General features: G+C 71.5%; 21 protein-coding genes. 17 read left to right on the top strand and 4 right to left on the bottom strand.

The annotated features are described in order from the left end of the window. Positions 1–607 precede the first annotated feature (607 nt). From ACIBW6_RS08290 to ACIBW6_RS08280, 3 genes are all read left to right on the top strand, one after another. Positions 608–1,750: an ROK family glucokinase gene (locus tag ACIBW6_RS08290; protein ID WP_399058006.1), complete on the top strand. Its 1,143-nt coding sequence runs from the start codon at positions 608–610 to the stop codon at positions 1,748–1,750. A 26-nt stretch (positions 1,751–1,776) separates the two neighbouring features. After that, positions 1,777–2,358 (top strand): sugar kinase, encoded by a 582-nt coding sequence (locus ACIBW6_RS08285; RefSeq protein WP_399058004.1) that lies wholly within the window; start codon positions 1,777–1,779, stop codon positions 2,356–2,358. 159 nt (positions 2,359–2,517) lie between these two features. Next, complete coding sequence (locus ACIBW6_RS08280; protein WP_399058002.1) at positions 2,518–2,982, top strand: hypothetical protein; 465 nt, start codon at positions 2,518–2,520, stop codon at positions 2,980–2,982. 94 nt (positions 2,983–3,076) lie between these two features. On the opposite strand, the gene ACIBW6_RS08275 is transcribed toward ACIBW6_RS08280, so the two are convergent. Beyond that, positions 3,077–3,373 carry a hypothetical protein gene (locus ACIBW6_RS08275; RefSeq protein ID WP_399058000.1) on the bottom strand — a complete coding sequence of 99 codons (297 nt, stop codon included), beginning with the start codon at positions 3,371–3,373 and terminating at the stop codon, positions 3,077–3,079. A gap of 389 nt (positions 3,374–3,762) precedes the next feature. Between ACIBW6_RS08275 and ACIBW6_RS08270 the strand changes: the two genes are divergently transcribed. From ACIBW6_RS08270 to ACIBW6_RS08240, 7 genes are all read left to right on the top strand, one after another. Next, the gene (locus ACIBW6_RS08270; RefSeq protein WP_399057998.1) at positions 3,763–4,362 is read left to right on the top strand and encodes a DUF6461 domain-containing protein; all 600 of its coding nucleotides are present in this window, start codon (positions 3,763–3,765) and stop codon (positions 4,360–4,362) included. Between the two features lie 414 nt (positions 4,363–4,776). Continuing rightward, entirely contained in the window at positions 4,777–6,933 is a 2,157-nt protein-coding gene (locus ACIBW6_RS08265) for an exo-alpha-sialidase (protein ID WP_399057996.1), read from the top strand. Positions 6,934–7,371: 438 nt separating this feature from the next. Next, positions 7,372–7,878, top strand: a complete 507-nt coding sequence (locus ACIBW6_RS08260) for a hypothetical protein (RefSeq protein WP_399057994.1) — start codon at positions 7,372–7,374, stop codon at positions 7,876–7,878. A 142-nt stretch (positions 7,879–8,020) separates the two neighbouring features. Then, positions 8,021–11,248 (top strand): RHS repeat-associated core domain-containing protein, encoded by a 3,228-nt coding sequence (locus tag ACIBW6_RS08255; protein WP_399057992.1) that lies wholly within the window; start codon positions 8,021–8,023, stop codon positions 11,246–11,248. A 100-nt stretch (positions 11,249–11,348) separates the two neighbouring features. Then, on the top strand, positions 11,349–11,546 hold the full coding sequence (locus ACIBW6_RS08250) for a hypothetical protein (RefSeq protein ID WP_399057990.1): 198 nt from the start codon (positions 11,349–11,351) through the stop codon (positions 11,544–11,546). Positions 11,547–11,668: 122 nt separating this feature from the next. After that, entirely contained in the window at positions 11,669–12,958 is a 1,290-nt protein-coding gene (locus ACIBW6_RS08245) for an alpha/beta fold hydrolase (RefSeq protein ID WP_399057988.1), read from the top strand. Positions 12,959–13,064: 106 nt separating this feature from the next. Further along, positions 13,065–13,700 carry an MBL fold metallo-hydrolase gene (locus tag ACIBW6_RS08240; protein ID WP_399057986.1) on the top strand — a complete coding sequence of 212 codons (636 nt, stop codon included), beginning with the start codon at positions 13,065–13,067 and terminating at the stop codon, positions 13,698–13,700. A gap of 47 nt (positions 13,701–13,747) precedes the next feature. On the opposite strand, the gene ACIBW6_RS08235 is transcribed toward ACIBW6_RS08240, so the two are convergent. Continuing rightward, the gene (locus tag ACIBW6_RS08235; protein WP_399057984.1) at positions 13,748–14,323 is read right to left on the bottom strand and encodes an isochorismatase family protein; all 576 of its coding nucleotides are present in this window, start codon (positions 14,321–14,323) and stop codon (positions 13,748–13,750) included. A gap of 103 nt (positions 14,324–14,426) precedes the next feature. On the opposite strand from ACIBW6_RS08235, the gene ACIBW6_RS08230 reads away from it, so the two are divergent. Beyond that, positions 14,427–15,206: an exodeoxyribonuclease III gene (locus tag ACIBW6_RS08230; RefSeq protein WP_399057982.1), complete on the top strand. Its 780-nt coding sequence runs from the start codon at positions 14,427–14,429 to the stop codon at positions 15,204–15,206. A gap of 294 nt (positions 15,207–15,500) precedes the next feature. On the opposite strand, the gene ACIBW6_RS08225 is transcribed toward ACIBW6_RS08230, so the two are convergent. After that, entirely contained in the window at positions 15,501–17,282 is a 1,782-nt protein-coding gene (locus ACIBW6_RS08225) for an SGNH/GDSL hydrolase family protein (protein WP_399057980.1), read from the bottom strand. 167 nt (positions 17,283–17,449) lie between these two features. On the opposite strand from ACIBW6_RS08225, the gene ACIBW6_RS08220 reads away from it, so the two are divergent. The 5 genes from ACIBW6_RS08220 (at position 17,450) to ACIBW6_RS08200 (ending at position 21,232) form a co-directional block, all read left to right on the top strand. After that, complete coding sequence (locus ACIBW6_RS08220; protein WP_399057978.1) at positions 17,450–17,887, top strand: DUF6278 family protein; 438 nt, start codon at positions 17,450–17,452, stop codon at positions 17,885–17,887. Positions 17,888–18,037: 150 nt separating this feature from the next. Then, positions 18,038–18,781 (top strand): amino acid ABC transporter ATP-binding protein, encoded by a 744-nt coding sequence (locus tag ACIBW6_RS08215; RefSeq protein WP_399057976.1) that lies wholly within the window; start codon positions 18,038–18,040, stop codon positions 18,779–18,781. An 18-nt stretch (positions 18,782–18,799) separates the two neighbouring features. Next, positions 18,800–19,711: a glutamate ABC transporter substrate-binding protein gene (locus ACIBW6_RS08210; protein ID WP_399057974.1), complete on the top strand. Its 912-nt coding sequence runs from the start codon at positions 18,800–18,802 to the stop codon at positions 19,709–19,711. Positions 19,712–19,721: 10 nt separating this feature from the next. Then, a complete protein-coding gene (locus ACIBW6_RS08205; protein WP_399057972.1) occupies positions 19,722–20,366 on the top strand; it encodes an amino acid ABC transporter permease in 645 nt (214 codons plus the stop codon). Then, positions 20,363–21,232 carry an amino acid ABC transporter permease gene (locus ACIBW6_RS08200; protein WP_399057970.1) on the top strand — a complete coding sequence of 290 codons (870 nt, stop codon included), beginning with the start codon at positions 20,363–20,365 and terminating at the stop codon, positions 21,230–21,232. Before ACIBW6_RS08205 ends, ACIBW6_RS08200 begins: the two co-directional genes overlap by 4 nt. A 181-nt stretch (positions 21,233–21,413) precedes the next feature. Here the strand turns inward: ACIBW6_RS08200 and ACIBW6_RS08195 are convergent, their stop codons facing one another. Beyond that, entirely contained in the window at positions 21,414–22,172 is a 759-nt protein-coding gene (locus ACIBW6_RS08195; protein ID WP_399057968.1) for a hypothetical protein, read from the bottom strand. A 104-nt stretch (positions 22,173–22,276) separates the two neighbouring features. On the opposite strand from ACIBW6_RS08195, the gene ggt reads away from it, so the two are divergent. Then, the gene (gene ggt / locus ACIBW6_RS08190; protein WP_399057966.1) at positions 22,277–24,094 is read left to right on the top strand and encodes a gamma-glutamyltransferase; all 1,818 of its coding nucleotides are present in this window, start codon (positions 22,277–22,279) and stop codon (positions 24,092–24,094) included. Position 24,095 lies beyond the last annotated feature (1 nt).

Genomic DNA, 24,095 nt, shown 5'->3' with positions numbered 1-24,095 from the left:
CCGCCCGCGGGCCGGTGGGGGCGGGCCGCGCAGTTCCCCGCGCCCCCGAAAGACGCACTACGTGCGCCCCCGCTCTCGTCTGCGGGCCCGGTGGGGGCTGGTCGCGCAGTTCCCCGCGCCCCTGAGATGCGCACTTCGTGCGCTATCTCCTCGGGCCCTGGGAGGCAGCGGCGCAGCCGCAAGCCCCCCAGGGGCGCGGGGAACGGCGCGAGCAACCACGACGGCGCCGCAGACAAAGTCTTCTTGGGGGCGCGGGGAACTGCGCGAGAGGCCCCACCGGCCCGGCGGCCGAGGGGCGGCCTGTCAGGGGCGCGGGGAACTGCGCGACAAGCCCCCACCGGCCGGCGGACAACGAACCGCCTGGGGGCGCGGGGAACTGCGCGAGAGGCCCCACCGGCCCGGCGGCCGAAGGACGGCCTTTCAGGGGCGCGGGGAACTGCGCGACAAGCCCCCACCGGCCGGCGGACAACGAACCGCCCAGGGGCGCGGGGAACTGCGCGCTCAGCCCCCGCCGGGTCGCGGACAGGGACCCCGCGTGGGGATGGGACCCCGGGGTCCCAGAAACCCGGCATGCGGCGGAGCCGGGGCGTGAGGCAGAATCGCCGCAATGAGCACCTACCGCGACCTAGCCCACCGTGGCAGCGCCCGCGCCACCGTCCTGCGAACGGTAGGCACCCGGGAGCGCCGCTCGCACCTGACGGCCCCCCGCGTCCCCACCGTCGGCATCGACATCGGCGGCACGAAGGTGATGGCGGGCGTCGTGGACGCGGACGGCGCCATCCTGGAGACGCTGCGGGCCGAGACGCCGGACAAGTCGAAGAGCCCGAAGGTCGTCGAGGACACCATCACCGAGCTGGTGCTCGACCTCTCCGACCGGCACGACGTGCACGCCGTCGGCATCGGCGCGGCCGGCTGGGTCGACGCGGACCGCAACCGCGTCCTGTTCGCCCCGCACCTGTCCTGGCGCAACGAGCCGCTGCGCGACCGCCTCGCGGGCCGCCTCTCCGTCCCCGTCCTCGTCGACAACGACGCCAACACCGCCGCCTGGGCGGAGTGGCGGTTCGGCGCGGGCCGCGGCGAGGAACACCTCGTCATGATCACGCTCGGCACCGGCATCGGCGGCGCGATCCTGGAGGACGGCCAGGTCAAGCGGGGCAAGTTCGGCGTCGCCGGCGAGTTCGGCCACATGCAGGTCGTCCCCGGCGGCCACCGCTGCCCGTGCGGCAACCGCGGCTGCTGGGAGCAGTACAGCTCCGGCAACGCGCTGGTCCGCGAGGCCCGCGAGCTCGCCGCCGCCGACTCCCCGGTCGCGTACAACATCATCGAGCGGGTCAAGGGCAGCGTCCCCGACATCACCGGCCCGCTCATCACCGAGCTGGCCCGCGAGGGCGACGCCATGTGCGTCGAGCTGCTCCAGGACATCGGCCAGTGGCTCGGCGTCGGCATCGCCAACCTGGCCGCCGCCCTCGACCCGTCCTGCTTCGTCATCGGCGGGGGCGTCTCCGCCGCCGACGACCTCCTCATCGGCCCCGCCCGCGACGCCTTCAAGCGCCACCTCACCGGCCGCGGCTACCGCCCCGAGGCCCGTATCGCCCGCGCCCAGCTCGGCCCCGAGGCCGGGATGGTCGGCGCCGCGGACCTCGCCCGGCTCGTCGCCCGCCGCTTCCGCCGCGCCAAGCGCCGCCGCGTGGAGCGCTACGAGCGGTACGAGAGGTACGCGCGCACGCGCACCGGCGCCGAGGGCCAGTGAGACCAGAGCGACAGGAAATGCCAGCCATGACCACCGTGCCCCGTCAGCCCTCGTCCCCCGACGGGGAGCCGCCGCGTCCGGCCGAGGACCGCGGCCGGGTGATCCGCCGCCGCGCGCTCACCCTCCTGACCATCGTGCTGCTCATCGGCATCCCCGCCGGTTATCTGGTGATCTCCGCGAACCAGAGCCGCAACAGCGGCAAGGACAAGGAGGCCAAGTACTCGGCGACCGGTCTCACCATCGGCTGGCCGTCCAAGGTGCAGCGCCGGCTCTACCAGATCCCGATCCCCGGGTACTCCCGTAACGTCGCCTACTACGAGACGAACAACTACAAGGTCAGCCGCCTGTACACGCAGTTCCTCACCAGCGACGACGGTCTGGACACGTTCCTGGAGCGGATCGGCAGCGACGCCGGCGACCTCGACCGCGGCGAGCTGCCGATCGCGGCCCGCGACCGGTCCGTGGCCGGCTGGGACTTCACCGGCCCGGGTCCCTGGTACGGCCTCACCCACACCCAGAAGAAGCCGTCCCCGACCCAGAGCATCGTGGTCAACCGCTCCAACCCGGACCACCCCATGGTCTTCATCGTCTCGACCACCCTCCCCTGACCCACCGCGCAAGGGGACGGGCGCATCACGCGCACCCCCATCCTGCCGATGTCCGGCAACTGGACCGGCTCAGGGGTGCCGTCAGCAGCCGGTGACCCCGCCGCGGAGCCCCACCTACCGTTGCCCCGCACGTGAGCAGGGCCTACGGAAGCGGGGACCATGGTGAATGAGACGGTACGTGCAGGCGCCGAGCACCGCACGGAAGTCCGCGTGTGGCTCGGTCTCGGGCTGCTCCTCGGGGCACTGTCGGCCCTGATACTGATTCCCCAGGCCCAGCATCTGCGCTCGCTCCGCGACGGTGTGCGTACGGACGCCGTCATGCGTACCCGCGGCACATGCGCGCTGGGACAGTGCAAAGTCGCCTTCGAGGTGCAGGACCGCACTGTCGTGGCGGCCTTGCCCCCAGGCAGTGGTGGCAGCAAGTACCCCGTGGGCGCGCACCTCACCGTCCGGTACCGGGCGGACGATCCGCAGACGGTCGCGGCCGCGTCTGACGCGGGGGGGCGGTGCGGTGGCCGTGCTAGCGGCCTTGACCAGCGCGAGCGCCGTGTTGTTCCTGCTTCTGCCGGTCATGACGACGGTGGCTCGAGCACGGCGGCGGCGGACGGCGTCCAGCGCCGTTGAATGACGTGCCCGCCCCACATGCCGATCACTGCGCCACTGACTTCGACTCCCGGCCCACATGCGTCGTAGAGCGAACGGCTTCCGGGGGCCTGTATCAGCGGCGTTCGACGGCGATGCCGGTGAACAGGACGGTGGCCGACCCGGCAAGGAACAGTTGTACCGCCGCGGCGATCCACAGCCGCAGCCCCAGCAACCCGCTCCCGGCCACCGCGGCCACGCACCCGCTGACCTGGGCGGCGCGGCGGGCGGCCCGGGCCGTGCGCGGGCCGGGGGAGCCGAAGTCGTCGCCGGCGAACAGCACACGCCAGCCCAGCCAGAACAGGAGCGCGGCCGTCAGCGCGCCAAGAACGAGCGCCACCGCACCATCGACCCACACCGAAGGAGAGCCCATGGCCTCCAGCCTGCCGTCGACGGGCCGCGGACGCCTGAGTACGCCTACTCAGGCGAAGCGGGCGGCCCGCGCGTCCCCGACGGCTACCGGCTGGAGGGCGTCGGCACCAGCGGACCGGCAGCGCGCCCGCCTGTACTCCGGCCGCACCGGGGGTGTGGCGGTGGTCGCGCTACGACGTCGTCGAATGCGTTCGCCCGCATACGTCGCCGAGCGGTGAACCGCCCGCACCACCGCCGCAGTCTCCCGCAGACGGGCGCCGAGGCGCAGCCGTGTCCGCCGCCTCGTCCTGTCGGTGCCAGGCGGCAGACTGTGGACCATGACCTCGGTGACGCCCCGGCCGAACGGCTGACCGGGGTGCGGGTGTCCGAGGAACTCCTAGGGGGGACCGCATGACCGGAATTCTGTGGTTGCTGGAAGAGGAAGACGACTGGAGGGATGCCGTGGTGTGGGTACGGGGCATCACCCCACCGGAGCTGGCTGCGCGGATCGGCGGTGTGCCGGACTCCCTATCCGTACCGCTCACCGAGGACGAGGCGATGGCCGTCGTGTGGGACGCGGCGCACGACGACGACGCGGTCATCCGCGTCGGCCAGGCAGGACCGTGGGCCTTCGCCATCGAGCACGGCATGCCCTACGCGGCAGACCGTCTGGCCGCCGTCTCCCGCGGCGGCGTCGAGGCCGTCCGGCTCGATCCGTGCGTCGACCACCCGCCGTCGATGTTCTCCTTCGCCCGCGACGGGGAGATCGTGTGCGGCTTCGGGATCGGCGAAGAGGTCTGGCGGTGGGGCACCCACCCCGACCTCCTGCTCGCTGAACTGATCGCCGCCGACGTGCTGACGAGCGAGGGCGAATACGCCCGCGACGACATCAGCGAATCCTCCCAGGACCGCGACCGCCACACCCTGGCGCTCTTGGAGGCTCGATTCGGCCTGTCCCTGCCACGCGAGGACATCGAAGGCCGGCCGCTGCCGGCCTACCTGCTCCGCTGACCGGCCTCGGGCCGACCGGCCGACCCGCACGGCGGCCACGTCATGGCCTGGTGACTGGGCCCGTTCCGGTCCGGTACGGCGAACCCCCGCCCCGCCGGTGGACGGCGCACCTCATCGCCCGCCCGGGTACCAGTGGACCGGTCAACAGCATCATCGGCCGGGCCGCAGAGGGGCAGTTGCCGTGTTCACCCTCGCCTCATCCGCGGTTCACCGGCCTCGCCGAGACTGCCTGGTGGCCGGGCGGGGGGAGCGCTATTCGCCAGGGGGGAGCCGGCCCGTGGTGCTGCGGCCGCCCGATCCCCGTACAGGTATGGGGAGCGAGACATGCGTGCTGTCGAGACAGCAGACAGACCAGGAGCGCCGCGCAGGGGGCGGGCGTCAAGTGGCGGCAGACGGGCCGTGTTCCTGATCACCGTGGTTGCAGTCGTATGGGCGGTGCTGTCCGCGCTGGTCCTGCCCGCCGGCGTCGCGACGGCGGGTCCCTTGACCAGACCGCGGACGACGGTGTTCACCGAAGGCGAGCGGGAGGCCGGGGCTTCCGCCTCCTACGTGTGTTTCCGTGCCCCCGCGGTGGTCAAGGCCGCCGACGGCACTGTGCTCGCCTTCGCCGAGGGGCGGCTCGGCAGCTGCTCCGACACGGCCTCCATCGACATCGTCGTGAAGCGCTACGTCAACGGCGCATGGAGTGCCTTGCAGGTGGTGGCCCGGCACAGCGCCGGGCACATCTACCACAACGTGACGCCGGTGGTCGACGCCGCCTCCGGCCGGGTCGTCGTGCTGTACACCGAGAACTACGACCACATCCACCGCACCAGCAGCGACGACGACGGCCTGCACTGGACGGCCGCGAACGACATCTCCGCCGACGTCTGGTCGACCACCTGGGGAGCCTTGTACGCCGGTCAGATGGCGACGGGTCCCGCGAGCGCCATCCAGCTCACCCACGGCCGCCACGCCGGACGCCTGGTCGCCGGCATGACGGTACGCGTGGCACCGGGGGCCGCGCCCGCCGACCTGGGCGGAGCGCTCATCTACAGCGACGACGGCGGTCTCACCTGGAGTCTCGGCGCCTCCTCACTCGGCGCCGAACCCGCCATCGGAGCGCAGGAACTGAGCCTGTTCGAACGCGGGGACGGCAGCCTTTTCGTGACGGCGCGCAACGAGGAAGGCGCCCCCGCGACCCGGGACCGGGCGGTCTACGCGGTCTCCGACGACCAGGGGCTCAGCTTCGAGTCCGACTTCGCGCTCCTCCCGGACATGGACCTGCCCGGCACCGGCATACAGGCGTCGACCCTCGCCCTGCGCGAGAAGAACCGCGACGGCTACGACCGGGCCGTCTTCGCCGCCCCCGTCGGCCCGAACCGCGAGGACCTCACCATCCGCTCCTCCTTCGACGGGGGCCTCACCTGGCAGGATGCCGCCGACGGCGCCCTCGTGCAGGACGGGTACTCCGCCTACAGCTCCATGACCGCCCTGGGCGGCGGAACCTTCGGCATCCTCTACGAGGCCGGAACCACCAAGCAGTATCAGGACATCAGGTTCACCACGTTCACCGAAGCCGACCTGGACCTCCCCGCCGGCGCCGGCTCCCTCACCCTGAACCAGAACACCGGCGCGCTGGCCACCACCGGCCCCGACCAGCTGCACCTGTTTGCACCCACACCCGCCGGTGGCCTCGGCCACTGGTTCGAGGAGGCCGACGGCACGGTCAAGCGCGGCACCTGGGGTACGGGCGTCGCGGGCAAGACGGTCGCCTTCAACGACGGCGCCCAGCAACACGTCCTCGCGCGCGGCACCGACGGCAGCCTCGTCCACCGGTTCTGGAGCACGACCGGCCTCTCCTCGCAGACCTGGCTCGCCGCGGGCACGGTGGCCGGAGCGCCCACCGGCTTCGTCACCTCCGGCCAACAGCACGCGTGGGTCCGCGCGACCGACGGACGGCTCCTGCACACCTGGTGGGACACCGGCACCGCCTCTCTGAAGCAGCAGACCTGGGCCGCTGCGGGCACCCTCGCCGGCGACCCCGTCGCCGTGCGCTACGGCGATCAGCAGCACGTCTGGGCCACCGGCACCGACGGCCTGCTCCACCACTGGTGGTGGACGCGGGGCCCGGGCATCCGGCACGAACTCTGGCCGGGATCGGCCAAGGGCGCTGCCACCGCCCTCGTCCAGAAGGGCCAGCTGCACGTCTACGCCGCCGACCCGCAGAACCGGCTCACCCACTGGTGGTGGGAGAGCACGGACCAGGTGGTCAGGAGCCAGATCCTGAGCACCCCGGCCGCGCTCGCCGGACCGCCCGTCTCCTTGGTGCACGGGGGACAGCAGCATGTCTTCGCCCGCACCGCGGACAACACCCTCGCCCACTGGTGGTGGGACCCGACCACGGGCAACCACTACGCCGTGTGGCCCGGCACGATCACCTCGGATCCGGTGGCGCAGGCGGTCGGCGACACCCAGCACGTCTACGGCTCCGCGCCCGACGGGACACTCTCGCACTGGCGGTGGAATTCGGCCGACGGCACCCAACGGGAAACCTGGGGCGGCAGTATCGCCACCACGCCGGCCTGGTGACCGCCTGACTGGAGGAGGCGACCTGCTCTACCGCGGCCGTCGTCAGAGGTAGTTGATGGCATGTCAAACGTGCTCGCGTGCCCGCCCTGTTGAGGAACATGCTTGTAGTGCACGTCACATTTCGATGCCTCTCCTGAGAAAGTGCAATGTGCACGCGTTCGCGCCTGGGTGGCGGTGACAACTACGCGCGCTGACCTTGGATTGCAAGGTCTATGTGCTGAAAATCCGTTCAAGTACCCTGCGTGACTTCACTACGCCTGGTATTCGCATGCGTGGAACGTGGGATTCCGGTGTGATGTGTGGTGAAGATGAGGAGGCGCACCAACCGGGTGCGCTTTCCACTGTGCGCAGCGCCCGAGCCCTGTTCGGGCCGCTGGGGGCTGCGCGCTTCTCCTGGGGGTAGAGCACGTGAGACGTGCGCGTACGACGGGTCTTGCTGTGGCTGCGGCGACAGCGTTGTCAGTGCTGGGTGGCGGGGTCGCCTCGGCCGCGACGGGGCCGGGGCAGACGCCGCAGCAGCGGTCGGCGAACGAGGCGGCGGGGGCCGCGGGTACGGAGGCCGGTAACCCGCTGAGCAGCGTCGCGTCGGCGGCGGGGGTGTGCTCGGACGCGGCGCAGATCGGGACGACGGAGTACATCTACCGGGGCACGGAGACGATCGCCTCGGTCAAGCAGTTCTACTCGGCCAGCTGCGACGAGAACTACGGCTACGTGTGGGTCTGGAAGTCGTTCCTGGACAAGAAGATCAATTTTGATCTGACGGTCGGTGTGTGGTCCTACAAGCGCAGCGCGCTGGTGGGCCGCAGGGATGTGTTCGACACGCACTCCCAGGAGTTCTGGGGCAACGCGGCCAAGACGGCGGACGAGTGCACCTCGGGCGACGGGACCATGAGCATCCCCGATGACCCGCAGGAGCTGCACACGCGCACGTCCCAGCGCTGCTGACGCAGTGTGCGGCGCCGGCGTCAGGCCGGCGGCCTCACCGTACGGACCCGTACGCGCAGGGCGGGGCGGCACCCATGCAGGGGTGCCGCCCCCATAGGCCCTGCTCCGCTCCGCTTTCATCCAACGCATCGGAGAGACCTTCGTGAATCCTCGCATGCCCGCGTTCCGGCGCCGCAGACACTGGCTGCCGCTGTCGATCCTGGCCGCGGCCACCGCGACCGCCACCATGGCCACCGCCGTCCCCGCCACCGCCCAGCCGGCGAATGCCCCCGCCACCGCCACGGCAGGCAAGCCGTCCCCCTCACCCCTGGGCACGACCAAGGCCCCGGCCAGCACCGCGCTCAAGGCATCCGACCGCTCCGGTCAGCCGGTGGCCGAGTCGGCCGCGGCCGACCCCGGCTTCTACGCCCTCGGCGTCGGGCAGGTGCCGTGGTCGGAGTTCTACTCCGCGCAGCTCTCCGACGGCGTGAGCGCGCAGGTCAACTACGGCAACGGCAACCTGCTGCTGACCGTCGACGGCTTCGACATCGCCGACGCCGGCCCGGGCCTGGCCTACGGCACCACCTTCAACAGCCTCAACAGCGCCGGCTGGAACGCCACGTCCGGCGCCGACTACCTCGTCGAGGAGACCACCCCCAACGGCGTCTCGGTGGAAGGCCCCACCGGCGCCGTCGGTGTCTTCCCCCGCGACGGTTCCGGCTTCACCCCGGCCCGGGGTTACAAGCAGGACCTGACCGAAGCCTCCGACAAGAAGTCCTTCACCCTCACCAGCCGCCGCACGGGGGAGAAGACCACGTTCTCCCGTTCGGGCACCACGGGGGTGGCGCGGGTGTCGAAGGTGGAGGACAAGAACGGCAACGCCACCACCATCACCTACTCGGGCACCTTCACCTCGAAGATCACCTCCGCGTCCGGGCGCACGCTGTCGTTCACCAACGACGGCAAGCACATCACCAAGGTCACCGACAACACCGGCCGGTCGATCAGCTACACCTACTCCGGTGATCTGATCAAGACGTTCACCGACACCGACGGCAAGACCACCACCTTCGACTACGACGCCTCGAACCGTCTGACCAAGGTCACGACGGCGGAGGGCCGTCAGACGAAGTTCACCTGGGACAGCGACAAGGTCGCCTCCCTCACCCGGGTGGTCACCAACACCACCGGCGCAGGCAACACCACGGCCTTCCGCTACATCCTGCCCCCCGACAACAACCCCGACGCCGAAGGCGTGGTGCGCGTCACCGACCCGCGCGGCAAGAACACGCTCAAGACGGTCGACGGCTACTGGCGCACCAAGAAGACCGAGGACCCCCTCGGCCACACCCGCTCCAAGTCCTGGGGCCCTGACAACGACATCGCCACCGCCACCGACGCGATGGGCGCCGCCCCCGAGGACGGCAACGTCACCAGTTACAAGTACGACAGCGCCTTCAACCCCACCACGGTGACCATCCCGACCGGGGCGTCGGCGACAGCGACGTGGGTGAAGAAGGGCAGCGGCTACTTCCCCGAAACGGCCACGACGGCATCGGCGCAGAAGACGGAGAACGGATACGACGCCTCCGGCAACCTGCTCACCTCCACCGACTCCACCACGGGCGGCACCGGCGCGAAGTGGACGTACGACTACAACCCCAAGTCGGGGACGATGGAGTGCGGTGGCCTGCCGGGCCAGCGGTGCAGTGCGACCGACCCGCGGGACAAGAAGACGTCGTACACCTACGACTCCAAGGGCAACCTGACCAAGGTCACCCCGCCGTCCCCGCTCAAGCCGATCACCTACACCTATGACGACCTCGGCCGGCAGAAGACGATGACCGACGGCCGCGGCACCACCACCACCTACACCTACGACAACCGCGACCGCATCAAGACCCAGACCGCCGGCAGTTCGACGGCCACGTTCACCTACGACGGCGACGGCAACCTCAAGACCCGCGCCACCCCGGCCGGCACGTCGACGTTCACCTACGACGAGCAGAACCGGGAACGCACCCGCGCCCTGCCCGGCACCCCGGCCACGTCGATCACCTACGACGCCACCGGCAACGTCGCCACCGCCGTCGACGCCGCGGGCACGGTGACCTACGGCTACGACGACGCCAACGAACTGACCTCGGTCACCGAACCGGGCGGCGCGAAGACCACCTTCGCCTACGACAACAACGGCGACCGCACCAAGACCACCTTCCCCGGCGGCACCACCCAGAGCGTCACCTCCGACGACTCCAGCCGCCCCACCAAGATCGAGGCCAAGTCCGGCTCGACGACCCTGTCGACGGTCTCCTACGACTACGCCAACTCCGGTAAGGACACCGACAAGGTCCGCAAGCGCACCACCGACGGCGCGGCGCTGGCCTACACCTACGACACCCTGGGCCGTCTGACCAAGGCGGTGGAGACCAAGTCCGGGTCAACGACGGCTGGTTGGGCGTACTGCTACGACAAGGCCGGCAACCGAACGGGCCGCTCCTCGGGCACGTCGCTGCCCTCCAGCTGTGACGACGCGCAGCAGAAGGCGGTCTACGACGACGCCGGCGAGCTGACCTCGTACAACGGCAACGACGCCTTCACCTACGACGGCGCGGGCAACGAGACTGCGGCCGCCAGCCCGACGGGCACCCGCACTGCTGAGTCGTGGACGCCGTTCACCCAGCTCGGCGCCTACACCCAGTCCGGCACCACCACCGACCAGACCTACGCGGGCACCGACAACACCCAGCGCCTGAAGGCCGGCTCCACCACCTTCACCAACGCCGCGGTCGGCGTCACCGGCCAGAGCGTCTCCGGCGCCGCCACCGGTTTCATCCGTGAGCCCTCGGGCACGCTGGTCGCCATGAAGAGCGGAGGCGCCAGCCAGTACTACCTGACCGACGCCCAGAACTCCGTCACCGGCCTGGTCGACGCAAGCGGCAAGCGCACCGCAACCTACTCCTACGGCCCCTACGGCGAACCCCGCACCAACAGCGGCACCAACCAGCCGTTCCGCTACACCAGCGCCTACCTCGACCCGTCGGGCCTGTACAAGATGGGCGCGCGCTACTACGACGCCAACCTCGGCCGCTTCACCCAGCCTGACCCGTCCGGCAAAGAAGAGAACACGTATCTCTACGCCGCCGGCGATCCCGTCAACAACGTAGACCCCAGTGGCCTCGGATTCTGGAGCACCGTCAAGGACGTCGGTGAGCGACTTTACTCCGACGTCTCCGGCTGCATCGCAGGTGTTTCGGCGGCCAGCAGCACCGGAATTCTCACTGCTGCCGAGACGTTGGGGCCGGAGGCCTTCGTCGTCGCAGGCGGTGTCTCCTGCGCGGCCGGGATGGTGATGGCGGAGAACAGCGGCTCGGTTCCCTCGTACGGATAACACCTCGGCCGTGTCGATATGAGCGCCCGGACCCGCTGACCGCGGGTCCGGGCGTTACCCGCTTCGATAGCATTGATTGATCTCATCAGGAGGAATCCGCATGCAGAAAATGAATCGCAATCTTCTGGTTTTCATCGGGTTGATGCTGATTCTCGGGGTTGCGGCCACGGTGGAAGGCGTGGCTGTCGGGGGGGATCAGGGGATCGTCTACGCGGGGCTCGGGGTATTCATCCTCGCGGGCAGCGGATATCTGCTTTTTTCTTTTCTGCGACGTGACCGGAACAATGGTCGCCTCTGAAGACGGCCCGAGCCGATGGCCTTGGACGTGGAGGCGGCCCGCACCGCTTCCGTGCCGTCGTCGCCCGGTACTGTCTGGCCCTGCCGGTAGGACCGCTGGTGACAGATGAGAGGGTCGGGCAGGTGAGTGAGACGCCGATGAACACCCTGCAATACCGCTTTGACGGGCCAGAAGACGCTCCTGTCCTGATCCTGGGCCCCTCACTGGGCACCACCTGGCACATGTGGGACCGCCAGGTCCCCGAGCTGGCCAGGCAGTGGCGGGTGTTCCGCTACGACCTGCCGGGCCACGGCGGCGCCCCGGCCCACCCGGTCGGTTCCGTCGCCGCGCTCGCGGACCGGCTCCTCGCCACGCTCGACCTGGTCGGTGTGGGGCGGTTCGGGTACGCCGGGTGTTCGCTGGGCGGTGCGATCGGCGCCGAGCTGGCGCTGCGCCACCCGCAGCGCGTCGCCTCGCTCGGCCTGATCGCGGCCTCGCCGCGGTTCGGGACCGCCGACGAGTTCCGCCAGCGCGGCGTCATCGTGCGCAGCAACGGCCTCGACCCCATCGCCCGCACCTCGCCCGAGCGCTGGTTCACCTCCGGCTTCGCCGCCGCGCAGCCCGCGATCACGGACTGGGCGGTCCAGATGGTCCGCACGACCGACCCCGGCTGCTACATAGCCGCCTGCGAGGCCCTGGCCGCCTTCGACGTCCGCGCCGAACTGGGCGCCATCGGCGTCCCGACCCTCGTCCTGGTCGGCTCGGAGGACCAGGTCACCGGTCCGGCCCAGGCCCGTACGCTCGTCGCCGGGATTCCGGACGCCCGGCTCGCGGTGGTCCCCGGCGCCTCCCACCTGGCCCCGGTGGAGCAGCCCGCGGCCGTCACCGACCTCCTCGTACGCCACTTCTCCTCGGCCTGGCTGCCCGCGTACGAGACCGGCCAGCACGCCATCCCCGCCGCGCCCGTCAAGCCGGTCATCGCGCCGCCGCCCCCGCCGGTCGCACCCGTCGCCGAGATCGCCGCCGCCGCGCAGCCCGAGGCGGCCGTCCGGCCCGACCCGCACGAGGTGGGTCTGAAGGTGCGCCGCGCGGTGCTGGGCGACGCCCACGTGGACCAGGCCCTGGCCACCGCCGACGACTTCTCCGGCGACTACCAGGAGTTCCTCACGCGCTACGCCTGGGGCGAGGTCTGGAGCCGCCCCGGGCTCGACCGCCGGATGCGCTCCGGCGTGGCTCTGACGGCCCTGGTCGCGAGCGGGCACCTCGACGATCTGGCCGCCCACACCCGGGCGGCGCTGCGCAACGGCCTGACCGCCGACGAGATCAAGGAAGTCCTGCTCCAGACGGCGGTCTACTGCGGCGTCCCCGCGGCCGGCGCCGCCTTCAAGGTCGCCCAGCAGGTCATCCGCGAGGAGACGACTCCGCCGGAGTGAGCGCCGGGCGGGTGGCGCGGGTCCCGCCCGCGGCCGGTCACGGGGGTGGCAGGAGCACCAGGCTCCCGATTGTCCGCCGGGCGCCCGGCGGGAGCAGGATGGAGCCATGAAGCTCACGAAGAAGTCCCACTCCTGCGTCCGCCTGGAGAAGGACGGGCAGACCCTGGTCATCGACCCCGGCGGGTTCTCCGAACAGGACGCGGCGCTCGGCGCCGACGTGATCCTCGTGACGCACGAGCACCCCGACCACTTCGACGAGGCACGGCTGCGCGCCGGGATGGAGGACCGTCCCGGCGCGCAGATCTGGACGCTCGCCTCGGTCGCGGAGCAGCTCGCCGCCGCGTTCCCGGGCCGGGTGCACACGGTCGGCCACGGTGACACGTTCAGCGCGGCCGGCTTCGACGTCCAGGTCCACGGCGAACTGCACGCCGTCATCCACCCGGACATCCCGCGCGTCACGAACGTCGGCTACCTCGTCGACGCGGGCACGCTCTTCCACCCCGGCGACGCCCTCACCGTCCCCGACCACCAGGTCGAGACGCTGATGCTGCCGGTGATGGCGCCCTGGAACAAGATCTCCGAGGTGATCGACTACGTACGCGAGGTGAAGCCGGACCGCGCCTACGACATCCACGACGCGCTGCTGACCGACCTGGCCCGGCCGATCTACGACCGGCAGATCGGCGGCCTCGGCGGCGCGGAGCACCTGCGGCTCGCGCCGGGTGGCTCGGCCCGGCTCTGAGCCCCGGCTCTCGGGCGCTGTCGGGCGCTGTCGTGCGCTTCAGGGCGCTATCGGCCGAGGAGTTCGAGCACCTCGTCCGTGGTGCCGAGTTCGGCGATGCGCGGGAAGATCTTGCCGAAGGAGTGCTCGTGGGACGCGGCGTCCGTGTCGGTCGTCGCGTCCGTGACGATCACCTGGTGGTAGCTCAGCTCGAACGCGGAGCGCGCGGTCGACTCGACGCCGATCGACGTCGAGATGCCGCCGAGCACGATCTGGGTGACGCCGCGGCGGCGCAGCTGCAGGTCCAGCTCGGTGCCGGTGAACGCGCCCCAGTGCCGCTTAGTGATCACGATGTCGTCGCCCAGCGGGCCGAGCTCGGCCGGGAACTCGGCGAACCCGGCCGGCGGCGCCTGCGTCATGCCGGGCGCCTCGGAGCGGCTCACCGGCAGGTCGCCGCCGTCGGGCGACCAGGTCACGCGGACGCGCACGACGGGGAGCCCCTTGGCGCGGAAGGCGTCGGCGAGCCGCGCGCCGTTCTTCAGGACCTCGGCGGAGGGGTGCACGGTGGGCAGGCCGAGGATGCCGTTCTGGAGGTCGATGAGGACGAGGGCGGGGCGCTCGTCCAGGGGGGTGCTGATGCTCATGATGAACAGGCTACCTGTCTGACAGGAAAACTTGCAAGGTTGCCTGTCTATATCCGGACGCGGCGACGGCCCGTTGTCGGACCCGCCCGGTAGGTTGGAGGACATGCGCATTGCTACGTGGAACGTGAACTCGATCACCGCGCGCCTCCCGCGCCTCCTCGCCTGGCTGGAGTCCAGCGGCACGGACGTGCTGTGCGTCCAGGAGACCAAGTGCTCGGCGGAGCAGTTCCCCACGGACGAGCTGCGGGAGCTGGGCTACGAGTCGGCGGTGCACGCGGACGGCAGGTGGAACGGGGTGGCGGTGCTCTCCCGGGTCGGCCTGGAGGACGTCGTCCGGGGCCTGCCCGGCGACCCGGGGTACGAGGGCGTCCAGGAGCCCCGCGCCGTCTCCGCGACCTGCGGTCCGGTCCGCGTCTGGTCGGTCTACGTGCCGAACGGCCGCGAGGTGGACCACCCGCACTACGCGTACAAGCTCCGGTGGTTCGAGGCCCTCACGGCGGCCGTCGCGGGCGACGCGGCCGGCTCCCGCCCCTTCGCGGTCCTGGGGGACTACAACGTGGCGCCGACGGACGACGACGTCTGGGACATCTCCCTCTTCGAGGGCGCCACGCACGTCACTCCGGGCGAGCGGGACGCGCTGGCCGCGCTGCGGGGGGCGGGGCTGTCCGACGTGGTGCCGCGGCCGCTCAAGTACGACCGGCCCTTCACGTACTGGGACTATCGGCAGCTCGGGTTCCCCAAGAACCGGGGGATGCGGATCGACTTGGTGTACGGGAACCCGGCGTTCGCCGGGGCGGCGAAGGACGCGTATGTCGATCGTGAGGAGCGCAAGGGCAAGGGGGCGTCCGATCACGCCCCCGTGGTGGTCGACCTCGACGTGTAGCGTCCCGCGGGCGGGTGGGGCTGTGTCCCGGGGTGCGTCCTCACCCGCGGGCCGGTGGGGGCTGGTCGCGCAGTTCCCCGCGCCCCTGAGATGCGCACTTCGTGCGCTGTCTCATCGGCCTCCGGGGCAGCGGCCCCTCAGGCTGCGGCGAAGCCGCAAGCCTTCAGGGGCGCGGGGAACGGCGCGAGAAGCCCCACCGGCCCGCGGCCGAAGACGGGGGCGCACGGAGTGCGCCTTTGAGGGGCGCGGGGAACTGCGCGACCAGCCCCCACCGGCCCGCAGGTGAGTGGGTACCTAGGCACGCGGGATCAGCGTGCTGAGCTGGATAGAGGCGGCCAGGGCCGCGAGGCCCGCGTCGCCCGGGTGCAAGTGATCCCCGCTGTCGAACTCCACCCGCATCCGCTCCGGCCGAGCCGGATCCCGCACCACCGCATCAAAGTCGAACACCCCGTCGAACCCGGCCCCGCCCCCACGCAGCAACCCGTTGACAGCGACCCGCTCCGCATCGACCGCAGCCGTGCACAACGCCTCCCCGCCGCACGGGGTGATGGTCGCCCCGAGCACCCTCAGCCCCCGCGCGTGCGCCCGCCCGGCGATCTCCCGCAGCCCCGCCCCGACCTGCTCCGCACTCGCCCCCCAGCGCACGTCGTTGACGCCGAGGAAGACCACGACGGTCCGCGCGGAGGTCGCCGCGAACACGTCCCGGTCGAGCCGGTGCAGGGCGCTCACCCCGCCGGTGTCCGTGGAGATCCCGTCCCCGGGGTAGCGGTCGGCCAGCACCCGGTTGGCCGAGATGCCCGCGTCGAGCACGCCGTAGCGCGGCACGGCCGACTGCGCCAGCAGCCGCCGGGCCAGGACGTTCGGCCACCGCCTGTTCGCGTCGGGCGTCGAGCGCACGCCGTCGGTGATCGAGTCGCCGAGCACCACCACGGAACCCGGCCCGCCGGCGACGTCGACGCCCGTGAGCAGCGGCCAGTACGAGAGCGTCGAGGTGTACGCCGCGCCCGCGGCCTCCGCCGCGTGGTCCCCGGGCCCGCTCACGTACGAGGTCTGGAGCGCCTGGCTGTGCACGGGCGCGGCGGTCACCGGTTCGGGCAGGTGGAAGCTGACCAGCAGATCGCCGTCGGCCGGCACCCGCAGGCCGACCGGGTCGCTGTACGCCTGGGAACCCGCCGGCAGCCGGGCCCCCGCCGCGCCCCCGAAGGTCAGCGGCACGGGCTTCCCCCGCGCCGCCGCCCCGGCCTCCCGCACCGCCACCGACGCGCTCCCGATCCGTACCGGGGTCGAGGCGAACGTGTTGTCGAGGCGGATGCGCACCCGTGGCCCGCCGACGCTCGTGTGCACGACGAGCCGCACCGTGCGGTCCGCCCAGGGCCCCACCGTGGTGTATCCGGCCGGGGAGGCCGCCCAGGTCCCGGTCCACCCCGTCGTCGCCGCGCGCACCGCCAGCGCGAACACGTGCAGCGCGGCGCCGCCGGTCACCCGCGGCAGCTCCACCGAGGCGATGGCGTGCCGGGCCCGCACCGGCACGGTCACGACGTACAGCCGTGTCCTGTCGAGGAGTTGGCCGTCCGGCGTGTTCCGGTGCGGCAATGCGACGGACTTCGTGGCGAGCGGTCCGGTACGCCAGTCGGGGGCGGTGAGCGTGTACGCGGAGCGGCTGCCGTCGGCGTAGCGCACGGTGCCCGTCCCGCGGGCGTCCCCGCCGGTGCCGGCGACGAGGAAGGCCAGCGCGTCGCCCCGGCCGGTCACCCGGACCCGCTGCCCGTTCGCGCGTACGTTGTCGGGCCCGGTCCCGGCCGGGCGCGGCCAGGTCAGCCGCGCCCCCTCGGCGCCGAGGCGGGTGCCCGGGCTCCAGCCCGCGGCCGTCAGGTCCTGGGCGGAGAGCGAGCCGCCGGCCCCGTCGAAGTCCGCCTGCCCGGGTGAACGGTCGTCGCTGACCGCCCGGTTGTCGAAGAGCCGCTCCAGGGGGAGCGGCCCGGGTCGGTGCGCGGCGGCCGCCGGGGCCGCCGCGTGCGGGCTGAGCCCCGCGCAGAGGGCCAACAGGACGGCACTTCCCCAGGTGCGTCGGCGCAAGACCGGCTCCCTTCCGTGGCGCGGCGGGTGTGACGGGTGCGCCACGAAGGTAGGAAGGGGGTGGGACGGCGTCAACGAGGTACGGCCGAATGCGGCGTGAACTCACCGGGAACGTAGGCCAGCGCGCCTGTGGTGCGAGCGCGGGGCCGGATGCGAGGCTGGACGGTATGAAGATCCCTTTCGTGGACAACTGGCGCAAGAGGCACGGTGCCGCGGCCGTCGCCGTCTTCCCGCCGGACGGTGACGGCGCCGCCGGGGTCGGCGAACTCCTGGCCGAGTGCGAGCTGTTGCGTGCCCAGGCGGAGCAGTCCGGCGTCGAACTCGACGACTCCGTACGGTCCTTGGCCGCCCTCGACCAGCTGGTGCCGCGCTGGCGGGAGGACGAGGAGGCGCTGCTCTGGCTCGGCAACGACGCGGGCCTGTACCTCGGCACGGTCCTGGTGCGCCGGGTGCCGGGCGCCGCCTGGGTGGTCTGGCCCAACGGGCAGCCGGTGGTGCGCCTCGCGTCCGGCCGGGAGATCGACGTCGTGGAGGCGGGCCAGTCCTGGGCGGCGAGCGGTGCCCCCGAGTTGTCCCAGTTCTACGCGGAGGCCGCGGAATCCTGAGGCGCGGCCGCCGTGTCCCGGCCCGGCGGCCGGGACACCGCTGAGCCGCAAATACGGTTAATGCCCATAAGTGCGTGTCGTCTGTTAAGTCCCATATCGGCGTGGATAGTTTGCGCGGACCGACACAGCTGAGAGTGGGCAGGTACTGCCATGGCCGTCGATCCGTTGATCGAGCTGCGTGACGTGAACAAGTACTACGGGGAGCTGCATGTCCTGAAGGACATCGACCTCACCGTCGGCAAGGGGGAGGTGGTGGTGGTCATCGGCCCCTCGGGGTCGGGCAAGTCGACGCTCTGCCGGACGATCAACCGGCTGGAGACCGTGCGCTCCGGGACCATCCGGCTCGACGGCCGGCCGCTGCCCGCGGAGGGCAAGGCGCTCGCCCAGCTCAGAGCCGAAGTCGGCATGGTCTTCCAGTCCTTCAACCTCTTCGCGCACAAGACGGTCCTGCAGAACGTGTCGCTGGCCCAGGTCAAGGTCAGGAAGCGGAAGAAGGACGCGGCCGACAAGCGCTCCCGCGAACTCCTCGACCGCGTCGGCCTCGCCGCGCACGCGGACAAGTTCCCCGCCCAGCTCTCCGGCGGCCAGCAGCAGCGCGTCGCCATCGCCCGCGCCCTGGCCATGGACCCCAAGGCCCTGCTCTTCGACGAGCCGACCTCGGCCCTCGACCCCGAGATGATCAACGAGGTCCTGGAGGTCATGCAGCAACTGGCGCGCGAGGGCATGACGATGGTCGTCGTCACCCACGAGATGGGCTTCGCCCGCACCGCCGCCGACCGCGTCGTCTTCATGGCCGACGGCAGGATCGTCGAGGACCGCGCCCCCGAGGACTTCTTCACCCACCCCGAGAGCGAGCGCGCCCGGGACTTCCTCTCCAAGATCCTCAAGCACTGACGGGGGAGTGCAGCACCCATGATGCGCACGTCACTACGGCTGTTCACCGCCCTGGCGGTGACCGCGCTCGCCGCCACCGCCTGCGGCAAGGACGGCAGCCCGCCCGTCAAGGGCCCCTCGGGCGACCAGCTTCCCCGGTACGCGGTCGCGCGCGGCTTCACCCTGCCCGCCTCCCGCACGTGGGAGAAGGCCAGGCGCCGGGGCCACTTCGTCGTCGGCGCCAAGGAGGACCAGCCCTACCTCGGCGAGAAGAACCCGGCGAACGGCGTCTACTCCGGTTTCGACATCGAGATCGCCAAGATGGTCTCGGCCTCGCTCGGCCTCGACCCCAAGAAGATCACGTTCAAGACGATCGCCTCAGCCAACCGCGAGACGGCCCTGCAGAACGGCCAGATCGACTACTACGTGGGTACCTACACCATCAACGACAACCGCAAGAAGCTCGTCGGCTTCGCCGGGCCCTACTACATGGCCGGCCAGTCGCTGCTCGTCCGCACCGACGAGGACGACATCGGCGGGCCGGACGACCTCGACGGCAAGCGGGTCTGCTCTGCCGCGGGTTCGACCCCGTACCAGCGCATCCAGGCCGACCACCCCAAGGCGGAGCTCGTCGCCTACGACACGTACTCGATCTGCGTCGACAACCTGCTGACCTACCAGGTCGACGCCGTCACCACCGACGACGCGATCCTGCTCGGCTTCGCCGCCAAGGCGCCCGACGAGATGAAGCTGGCCGGCCGGCCGTTCTCGCAGGAGCCGTACGGCATCGGCCTCCCGCGCGGCGACGACGCCCTGCGCTCCGCCATGAACGACGCCCTGGAGGCCCGCCAGAAGAACGGCGACTGGAAACGGGCGTTCCAGGCGACGCTCGGCCTGTCCGGCACCCCCGCCCCGAAGCCGCCGCCCGTCGACCGCTACCCGGCGAGCTGAGGAGCGTTACGTGAACGTCCTGACCGACAACATCTCGACGTACTGGAAGGGCTTCCTCGGTACCGTCGAGCTCACCGTCTACGCCTCGATCCTCGCCCTCGTGCTCGGCTTCGTCATGGCGTCCTTCCGGGTCGCGCCCGTCGGCTCCTTCCGCGCGCTCGGCACCGCCTGGGTCACCGTCCTGCGCAACACCCCGCTGACGCTCCTCTTCTTCGCGGTCCTGCTCGGGCTGCCCCGCTTCGGGCTCGTGCTGCCCTTCACCGTCTTCGCGGTGCTGGCACTCGGCTGCTACACCTCCGCCTTCATCTGCGAGGCGCTGCGCTCCGGCATCAACACCGTGCCGCGGGGGCAGGGCGAGGCGGCCCGCAGCCTCGGCATGACGTTCGGTCAGACACTGACCCACGTGATCCTGCCGCAGGCCTTCCGGTCCGTGATCCCGCCGGTCGGCTCCACCCTGATCGCGCTCGCCAAGAACTCGGCGATCGCGGGCGCGTTCAGCGTCGTCGAACTGCTCGGCACGTACAAGACGCTCAGCGAGCTGGGCTACAACATCATCTGGACGTTCGTCTGGATCGCCCTCGGCTACCTGATCATCACGCTCGCCATCAGCGCGGTCTTCAACATCCTCGAGAAGCGCTGGGGAGTCGCCCGATGAAAGCCCTCGACCACGGCGCCACCGCCCTCTACGACATCCCGGGCCCCAGGACCGAGCGCCGCCACCGCCTGTACGGGCTGATCTCCACGCTGCTCGTGCTCGCGCTCATCGGCTGGGTCCTCTACCTCCTGTTCGACACCGACCAGTTCACCGCCACGAAGTGGACGCCGTTCGAGTACAAGGGCATCCAGGAGCTGCTGCTGCGCGGGCTCGGCAACACGCTCAAGGCCTTCGGCCTGGCCGCCGTCCTCTCGCTCGTGCTCGGCACCCTGCTCGCCGTGGGCCGCCTCTCGGACCACGCGCCGGTGCGCTGGCTCGCCACGCTGTTCGTCGAGTTCTTCCGCGCCATGCCGGTCCTCGTGATGATCTTCTTCATCTATGTGGCCCTGAAGATGGAGCCGCTGTCCGCGCTCGTGGCGGGTCTGACCCTCTACAACGGCTCCGTGCTCGCCGAGGTGTTCCGCTCCGGCATCAACGCCGTGGAGCGCGGGCAGCACGAGGCCGCGTACGCGCTCGGCATGCGCAAGACGCAGGTCATGACCCACGTCCTCGTGCCGCAGGCCGTACGGGCCATGCTGCCCGCCATCATCAGCCAGCTGGTGGTGGCGTTGAAGGACACCTCGCTCGGCTATTTGATCACCTATGAGGAGTTCCTCCATGCCGGGAAGCTCATCGCGTCGAACCTCGACTACGATTTGCCCTTCATCCCCGTGGTGATGGTGATCTCGCCGATCTACATCGGGATGTGCATGGTGCTGTCGTGGTTCGCCCGGTGGGTGTCCAAGCGCCAGCGGCGCAACCCCAAGACGGACGCCGCGGACGTCGCCCCGGCCGAACCGGGGACGCTGCTGCCAGGGGTGCAGTAGGCGGAGCATGGGCAGTCCCCGCCCAGCAGCCGGAGATCACTCCGCACGCACCGTGCGGAGAAGGTCAGCTGCGCGCGGAACGGGACGCGCCTGCTTGCCGAGGCCGAGCGGGCCCTTGTCGCATTCGTACGCGGCAGGGGCACCGCTCCCCTTGGTTTCCGGGGACCACCCGACGGAACGGTCAGCCCGCGCGGTGCGAGGTGCGCTGCGTCGCCGGAGCGGGCAGCGGGGCCTGCGCGGCCCGGGTGACATCGGCCACCAGCTCGACGACGTCGGGCCCGTACGCGCCCGAGTTGACCACCTTCAGCAGCAGCACGAACGAGCCGCTGCCGTGCTTGCGGGCCAGGCGCTCGTGGTGCCGGGCGAGGTAGCGGGTGGCCGCCTGATGGGTGATGGGCAGCTGACCGCAGAAGAGGAACACCGGCCGGGCCTCCCCGGCCTGGCCCGCCGTCAGCCGCGCGAGGACCACGTGCTCGGCGATCCCGGGCTCCAGCCGGTAGCGCTCCGGGCCGACCTGGAAGGCGCCGCGGTCCGGGCCCGGTTCGGGGTCGGTGTTGACGCGGATGCCGGGTAGCAGGCTCACCATGTGGGCGGCCATGCGCCGGTTCGCGGCCGGGCCCCCGACACAGAACTCGGTGCGCTCGCCGAAACCCTGCCGGGCCGTGTCGTGGGCGACGATCTGGGCGTGGGCGCCGCAGTCCTTGACGAGCGCGGAGAGTTCGAGGAGCGCGAAGACGTCGTGGCGCTTCACGGCCAGCTCGGGGCCGCCCGCGTCGCGGTTGACGACCAGCAGCGACTCGGAGTTGTCGGGCAGCCCGAAGAACGCCTGCTTGCGGCGGAGCCTGCGCTTCCACAGGTGACCGCGGACGAGCCAGCCCAGCGCGGCGCCGGCGCCCGCTGCGATCAGGCCGAGGACGATGGTGCGCACGTCGTCAGTCATGGGCGCGCACTCTAGCCAACGGACGCACCGGTGTTCGAGGGGGTCCTGACGCTCGCCCGAACTCAAGTTACGCTGCGCAGACGCCCGTTGACCCGGAGGTACTGATGAGGGGTTCAGTCACGCGGAAGCTGGCACTGTGCGCGGTGACGGCGTCGATGGTGGCGGTCGGGGCCGCGGCGCCTCCCTCCGCCGCCGCCCCGGGCGGCTCCGGCGGCGCACCCGGGAAGGTCCCCGTCGCCGTCGGGTACGGCGGCGCCGTGGCGAGCGTCGACGCCGACGCCTCGGCCGCCGGGATCGAGGTGCTGCGCGCCGGGGGCAACGCGGTGGACGCCGCCGTCGCCACCGCCGCCGCGCTCGGCGTGAGCGAGCCGTACTCCTCCGGCGTCGGCGGCGGCGGTTACTTCGTCGCCTACGACGCCAGGTCGCGCACGGTCCACACCCTCGACGGCCGCGAGACGGCGCCGCTGACGGCGGGCCCCGGCCTGTTCCTGGAGGACGGCAAGCCGCTGCCCTTCGACGCCGCGGTCACCAGCGGCCTGAGCGTCGGCACACCCGGAACCCCGGCCACCTGGCAGTCCGCGCTGGACGCGTGGGGCACCAAGCGGCTGTCCGCCGTGCTCGCGCCCGCCGAGCGGCTGGCCCGCCGCGGCTTCACCGTCGACGCCACCTTCCGCGCGCAGACCGCCCAGAACGAGGCGCGGTTCCGGAACTTCCCCGACACCGCGCGGCTCTTCCTGCCGGACGGCCGGCTGCCCGTCGTCGGCTCGACGTTCAAGAACCCCGACCTGGCCCGCACGTACCGGGAGCTGGCCCGCGAGGGCGCCGGGGCGATGTACCACGGGGACATCGGCGCCGACGTCGTGCGGACCGTCAACAAGCCGCCGGTGGACCCCGGCTCGTCGTACACGGCGCGGCCCGGCAGGCTCTCCGCGCGGGACCTCAAGGCGTACGACGCACTCTTCCGGGCCCCCTCGAAGACCTCGTACCGCGGCCTCGGCGTCTATTCGATGGCGCCGTCCTCCTCGGGCGGCACGACCGTCGGCGAGGCCCTCAACATCCTGGAGCGGACCGACCTGTCGAAGGCGTCGCAGACGCGGTACCTGCACCGGTTCATCGAGGCGAGCCGGATCGCGTTCGCCGACCGGGGCCGCTGGGTGGGCGACCCGGCCTTCGAGTCCGTCCCCACCCGGCAGCTGCTCGCGCAGCGGTTCGCGGACGCGCGCGCATGCCTCATCAAGGACGACGCCGTGCTCACCAGCCCGCTCGCGCCCGGCGACCCCCGCCACCCAGGCACCTGCGGCACGACCGGTGACAAGGCTGCCCCGACGACGTACGAGGGCGAGAACACCACGCATCTGACGACCGCCGACAAGTGGGGCAACGTCGTCTCCTACACCCTCACCATCGAGCAGACCGGCGGCAGCGGCATCACCGTGCCCGGCCGCGGCTTCCTGCTCAACAACGAGCTGACCGACTTCTCCTTCGCGCCCGCCAACCCCGCCGTGCACGACCCGAACCTGCCGGGCCCCGGCAAACGCCCGCGCTCCTCGATCGCGCCCACGATCGTCCTCGACCGCGGCGGACGGCCCGTCGTCGCACTCGGCTCGCCCGGCGGCGCCTCCATCATCACCACCGTGCTGCAGACCCTGACCGGCTTCCTCGACCGGGGCCTGCCGCTCGTCGACGCCATCGCGGCGCCGCGCGCCAGCCAGCGCAACGCCGCCCAGACCGAACTCGAACCCGCCCTCTACGACAGCGCCCTGCGCGGCCGGCTCGAGGCGATCGGCCACTCCTTCAAGGTCAACCCCGAGATCGGCGCGACCACCGGCATCCAGCGCCTGCCGGGCGGCAAGTGGCTCGCCGCCGCGGAGACGGTGCGGCGCGGCGGCGGCTCCGCGCGGGTGGTCGATCCCGCCCACTGAG

Origin of the sequence: Streptomyces sp. NPDC049813 (assembly GCF_044465085.1) — a bacterium.
In the GTDB taxonomy this organism is placed as follows: Bacteria; Actinomycetota; Actinomycetes; order Streptomycetales; family Streptomycetaceae; genus Streptomyces.
Note: the sequence above shows the minus strand (reverse complement) of the source record. Positions and strands in the feature narration are given on the sequence as shown.

Coding starts and splice junctions, on each gene's coding strand:
- ACIBW6_RS08290 (WP_399058006.1), top strand. CDS start 608: ATGAGCACCTACCGCGACCTAGCCCACCGTGGCAGCGCCCGCGCCACC.
- ACIBW6_RS08285 (WP_399058004.1), top strand. CDS start 1,777: ATGACCACCGTGCCCCGTCAGCCCTCGTCCCCCGACGGGGAGCCGCCG.
- ACIBW6_RS08280 (WP_399058002.1), top strand. CDS start 2,518: ATGGTGAATGAGACGGTACGTGCAGGCGCCGAGCACCGCACGGAAGTC.
- ACIBW6_RS08275 (WP_399058000.1), bottom strand. CDS start 3,373: ATGGGCTCTCCTTCGGTGTGGGTCGATGGTGCGGTGGCGCTCGTTCTT.
- ACIBW6_RS08270 (WP_399057998.1), top strand. CDS start 3,763: ATGACCGGAATTCTGTGGTTGCTGGAAGAGGAAGACGACTGGAGGGAT.
- ACIBW6_RS08250 (WP_399057990.1), top strand. CDS start 11,349: ATGCAGAAAATGAATCGCAATCTTCTGGTTTTCATCGGGTTGATGCTG.
- ACIBW6_RS08240 (WP_399057986.1), top strand. CDS start 13,065: ATGAAGCTCACGAAGAAGTCCCACTCCTGCGTCCGCCTGGAGAAGGAC.
- ACIBW6_RS08235 (WP_399057984.1), bottom strand. CDS start 14,323: ATGAGCATCAGCACCCCCCTGGACGAGCGCCCCGCCCTCGTCCTCATC.
- ACIBW6_RS08230 (WP_399057982.1), top strand. CDS start 14,427: ATGCGCATTGCTACGTGGAACGTGAACTCGATCACCGCGCGCCTCCCG.
- ACIBW6_RS08220 (WP_399057978.1), top strand. CDS start 17,450: ATGAAGATCCCTTTCGTGGACAACTGGCGCAAGAGGCACGGTGCCGCG.
- ACIBW6_RS08215 (WP_399057976.1), top strand. CDS start 18,038: ATGGCCGTCGATCCGTTGATCGAGCTGCGTGACGTGAACAAGTACTAC.
- ACIBW6_RS08210 (WP_399057974.1), top strand. CDS start 18,800: ATGATGCGCACGTCACTACGGCTGTTCACCGCCCTGGCGGTGACCGCG.
- ACIBW6_RS08200 (WP_399057970.1), top strand. CDS start 20,363: ATGAAAGCCCTCGACCACGGCGCCACCGCCCTCTACGACATCCCGGGC.
- ACIBW6_RS08195 (WP_399057968.1), bottom strand. CDS start 22,172: ATGACTGACGACGTGCGCACCATCGTCCTCGGCCTGATCGCAGCGGGC.
- ggt (WP_399057966.1), top strand. CDS start 22,277: ATGAGGGGTTCAGTCACGCGGAAGCTGGCACTGTGCGCGGTGACGGCG.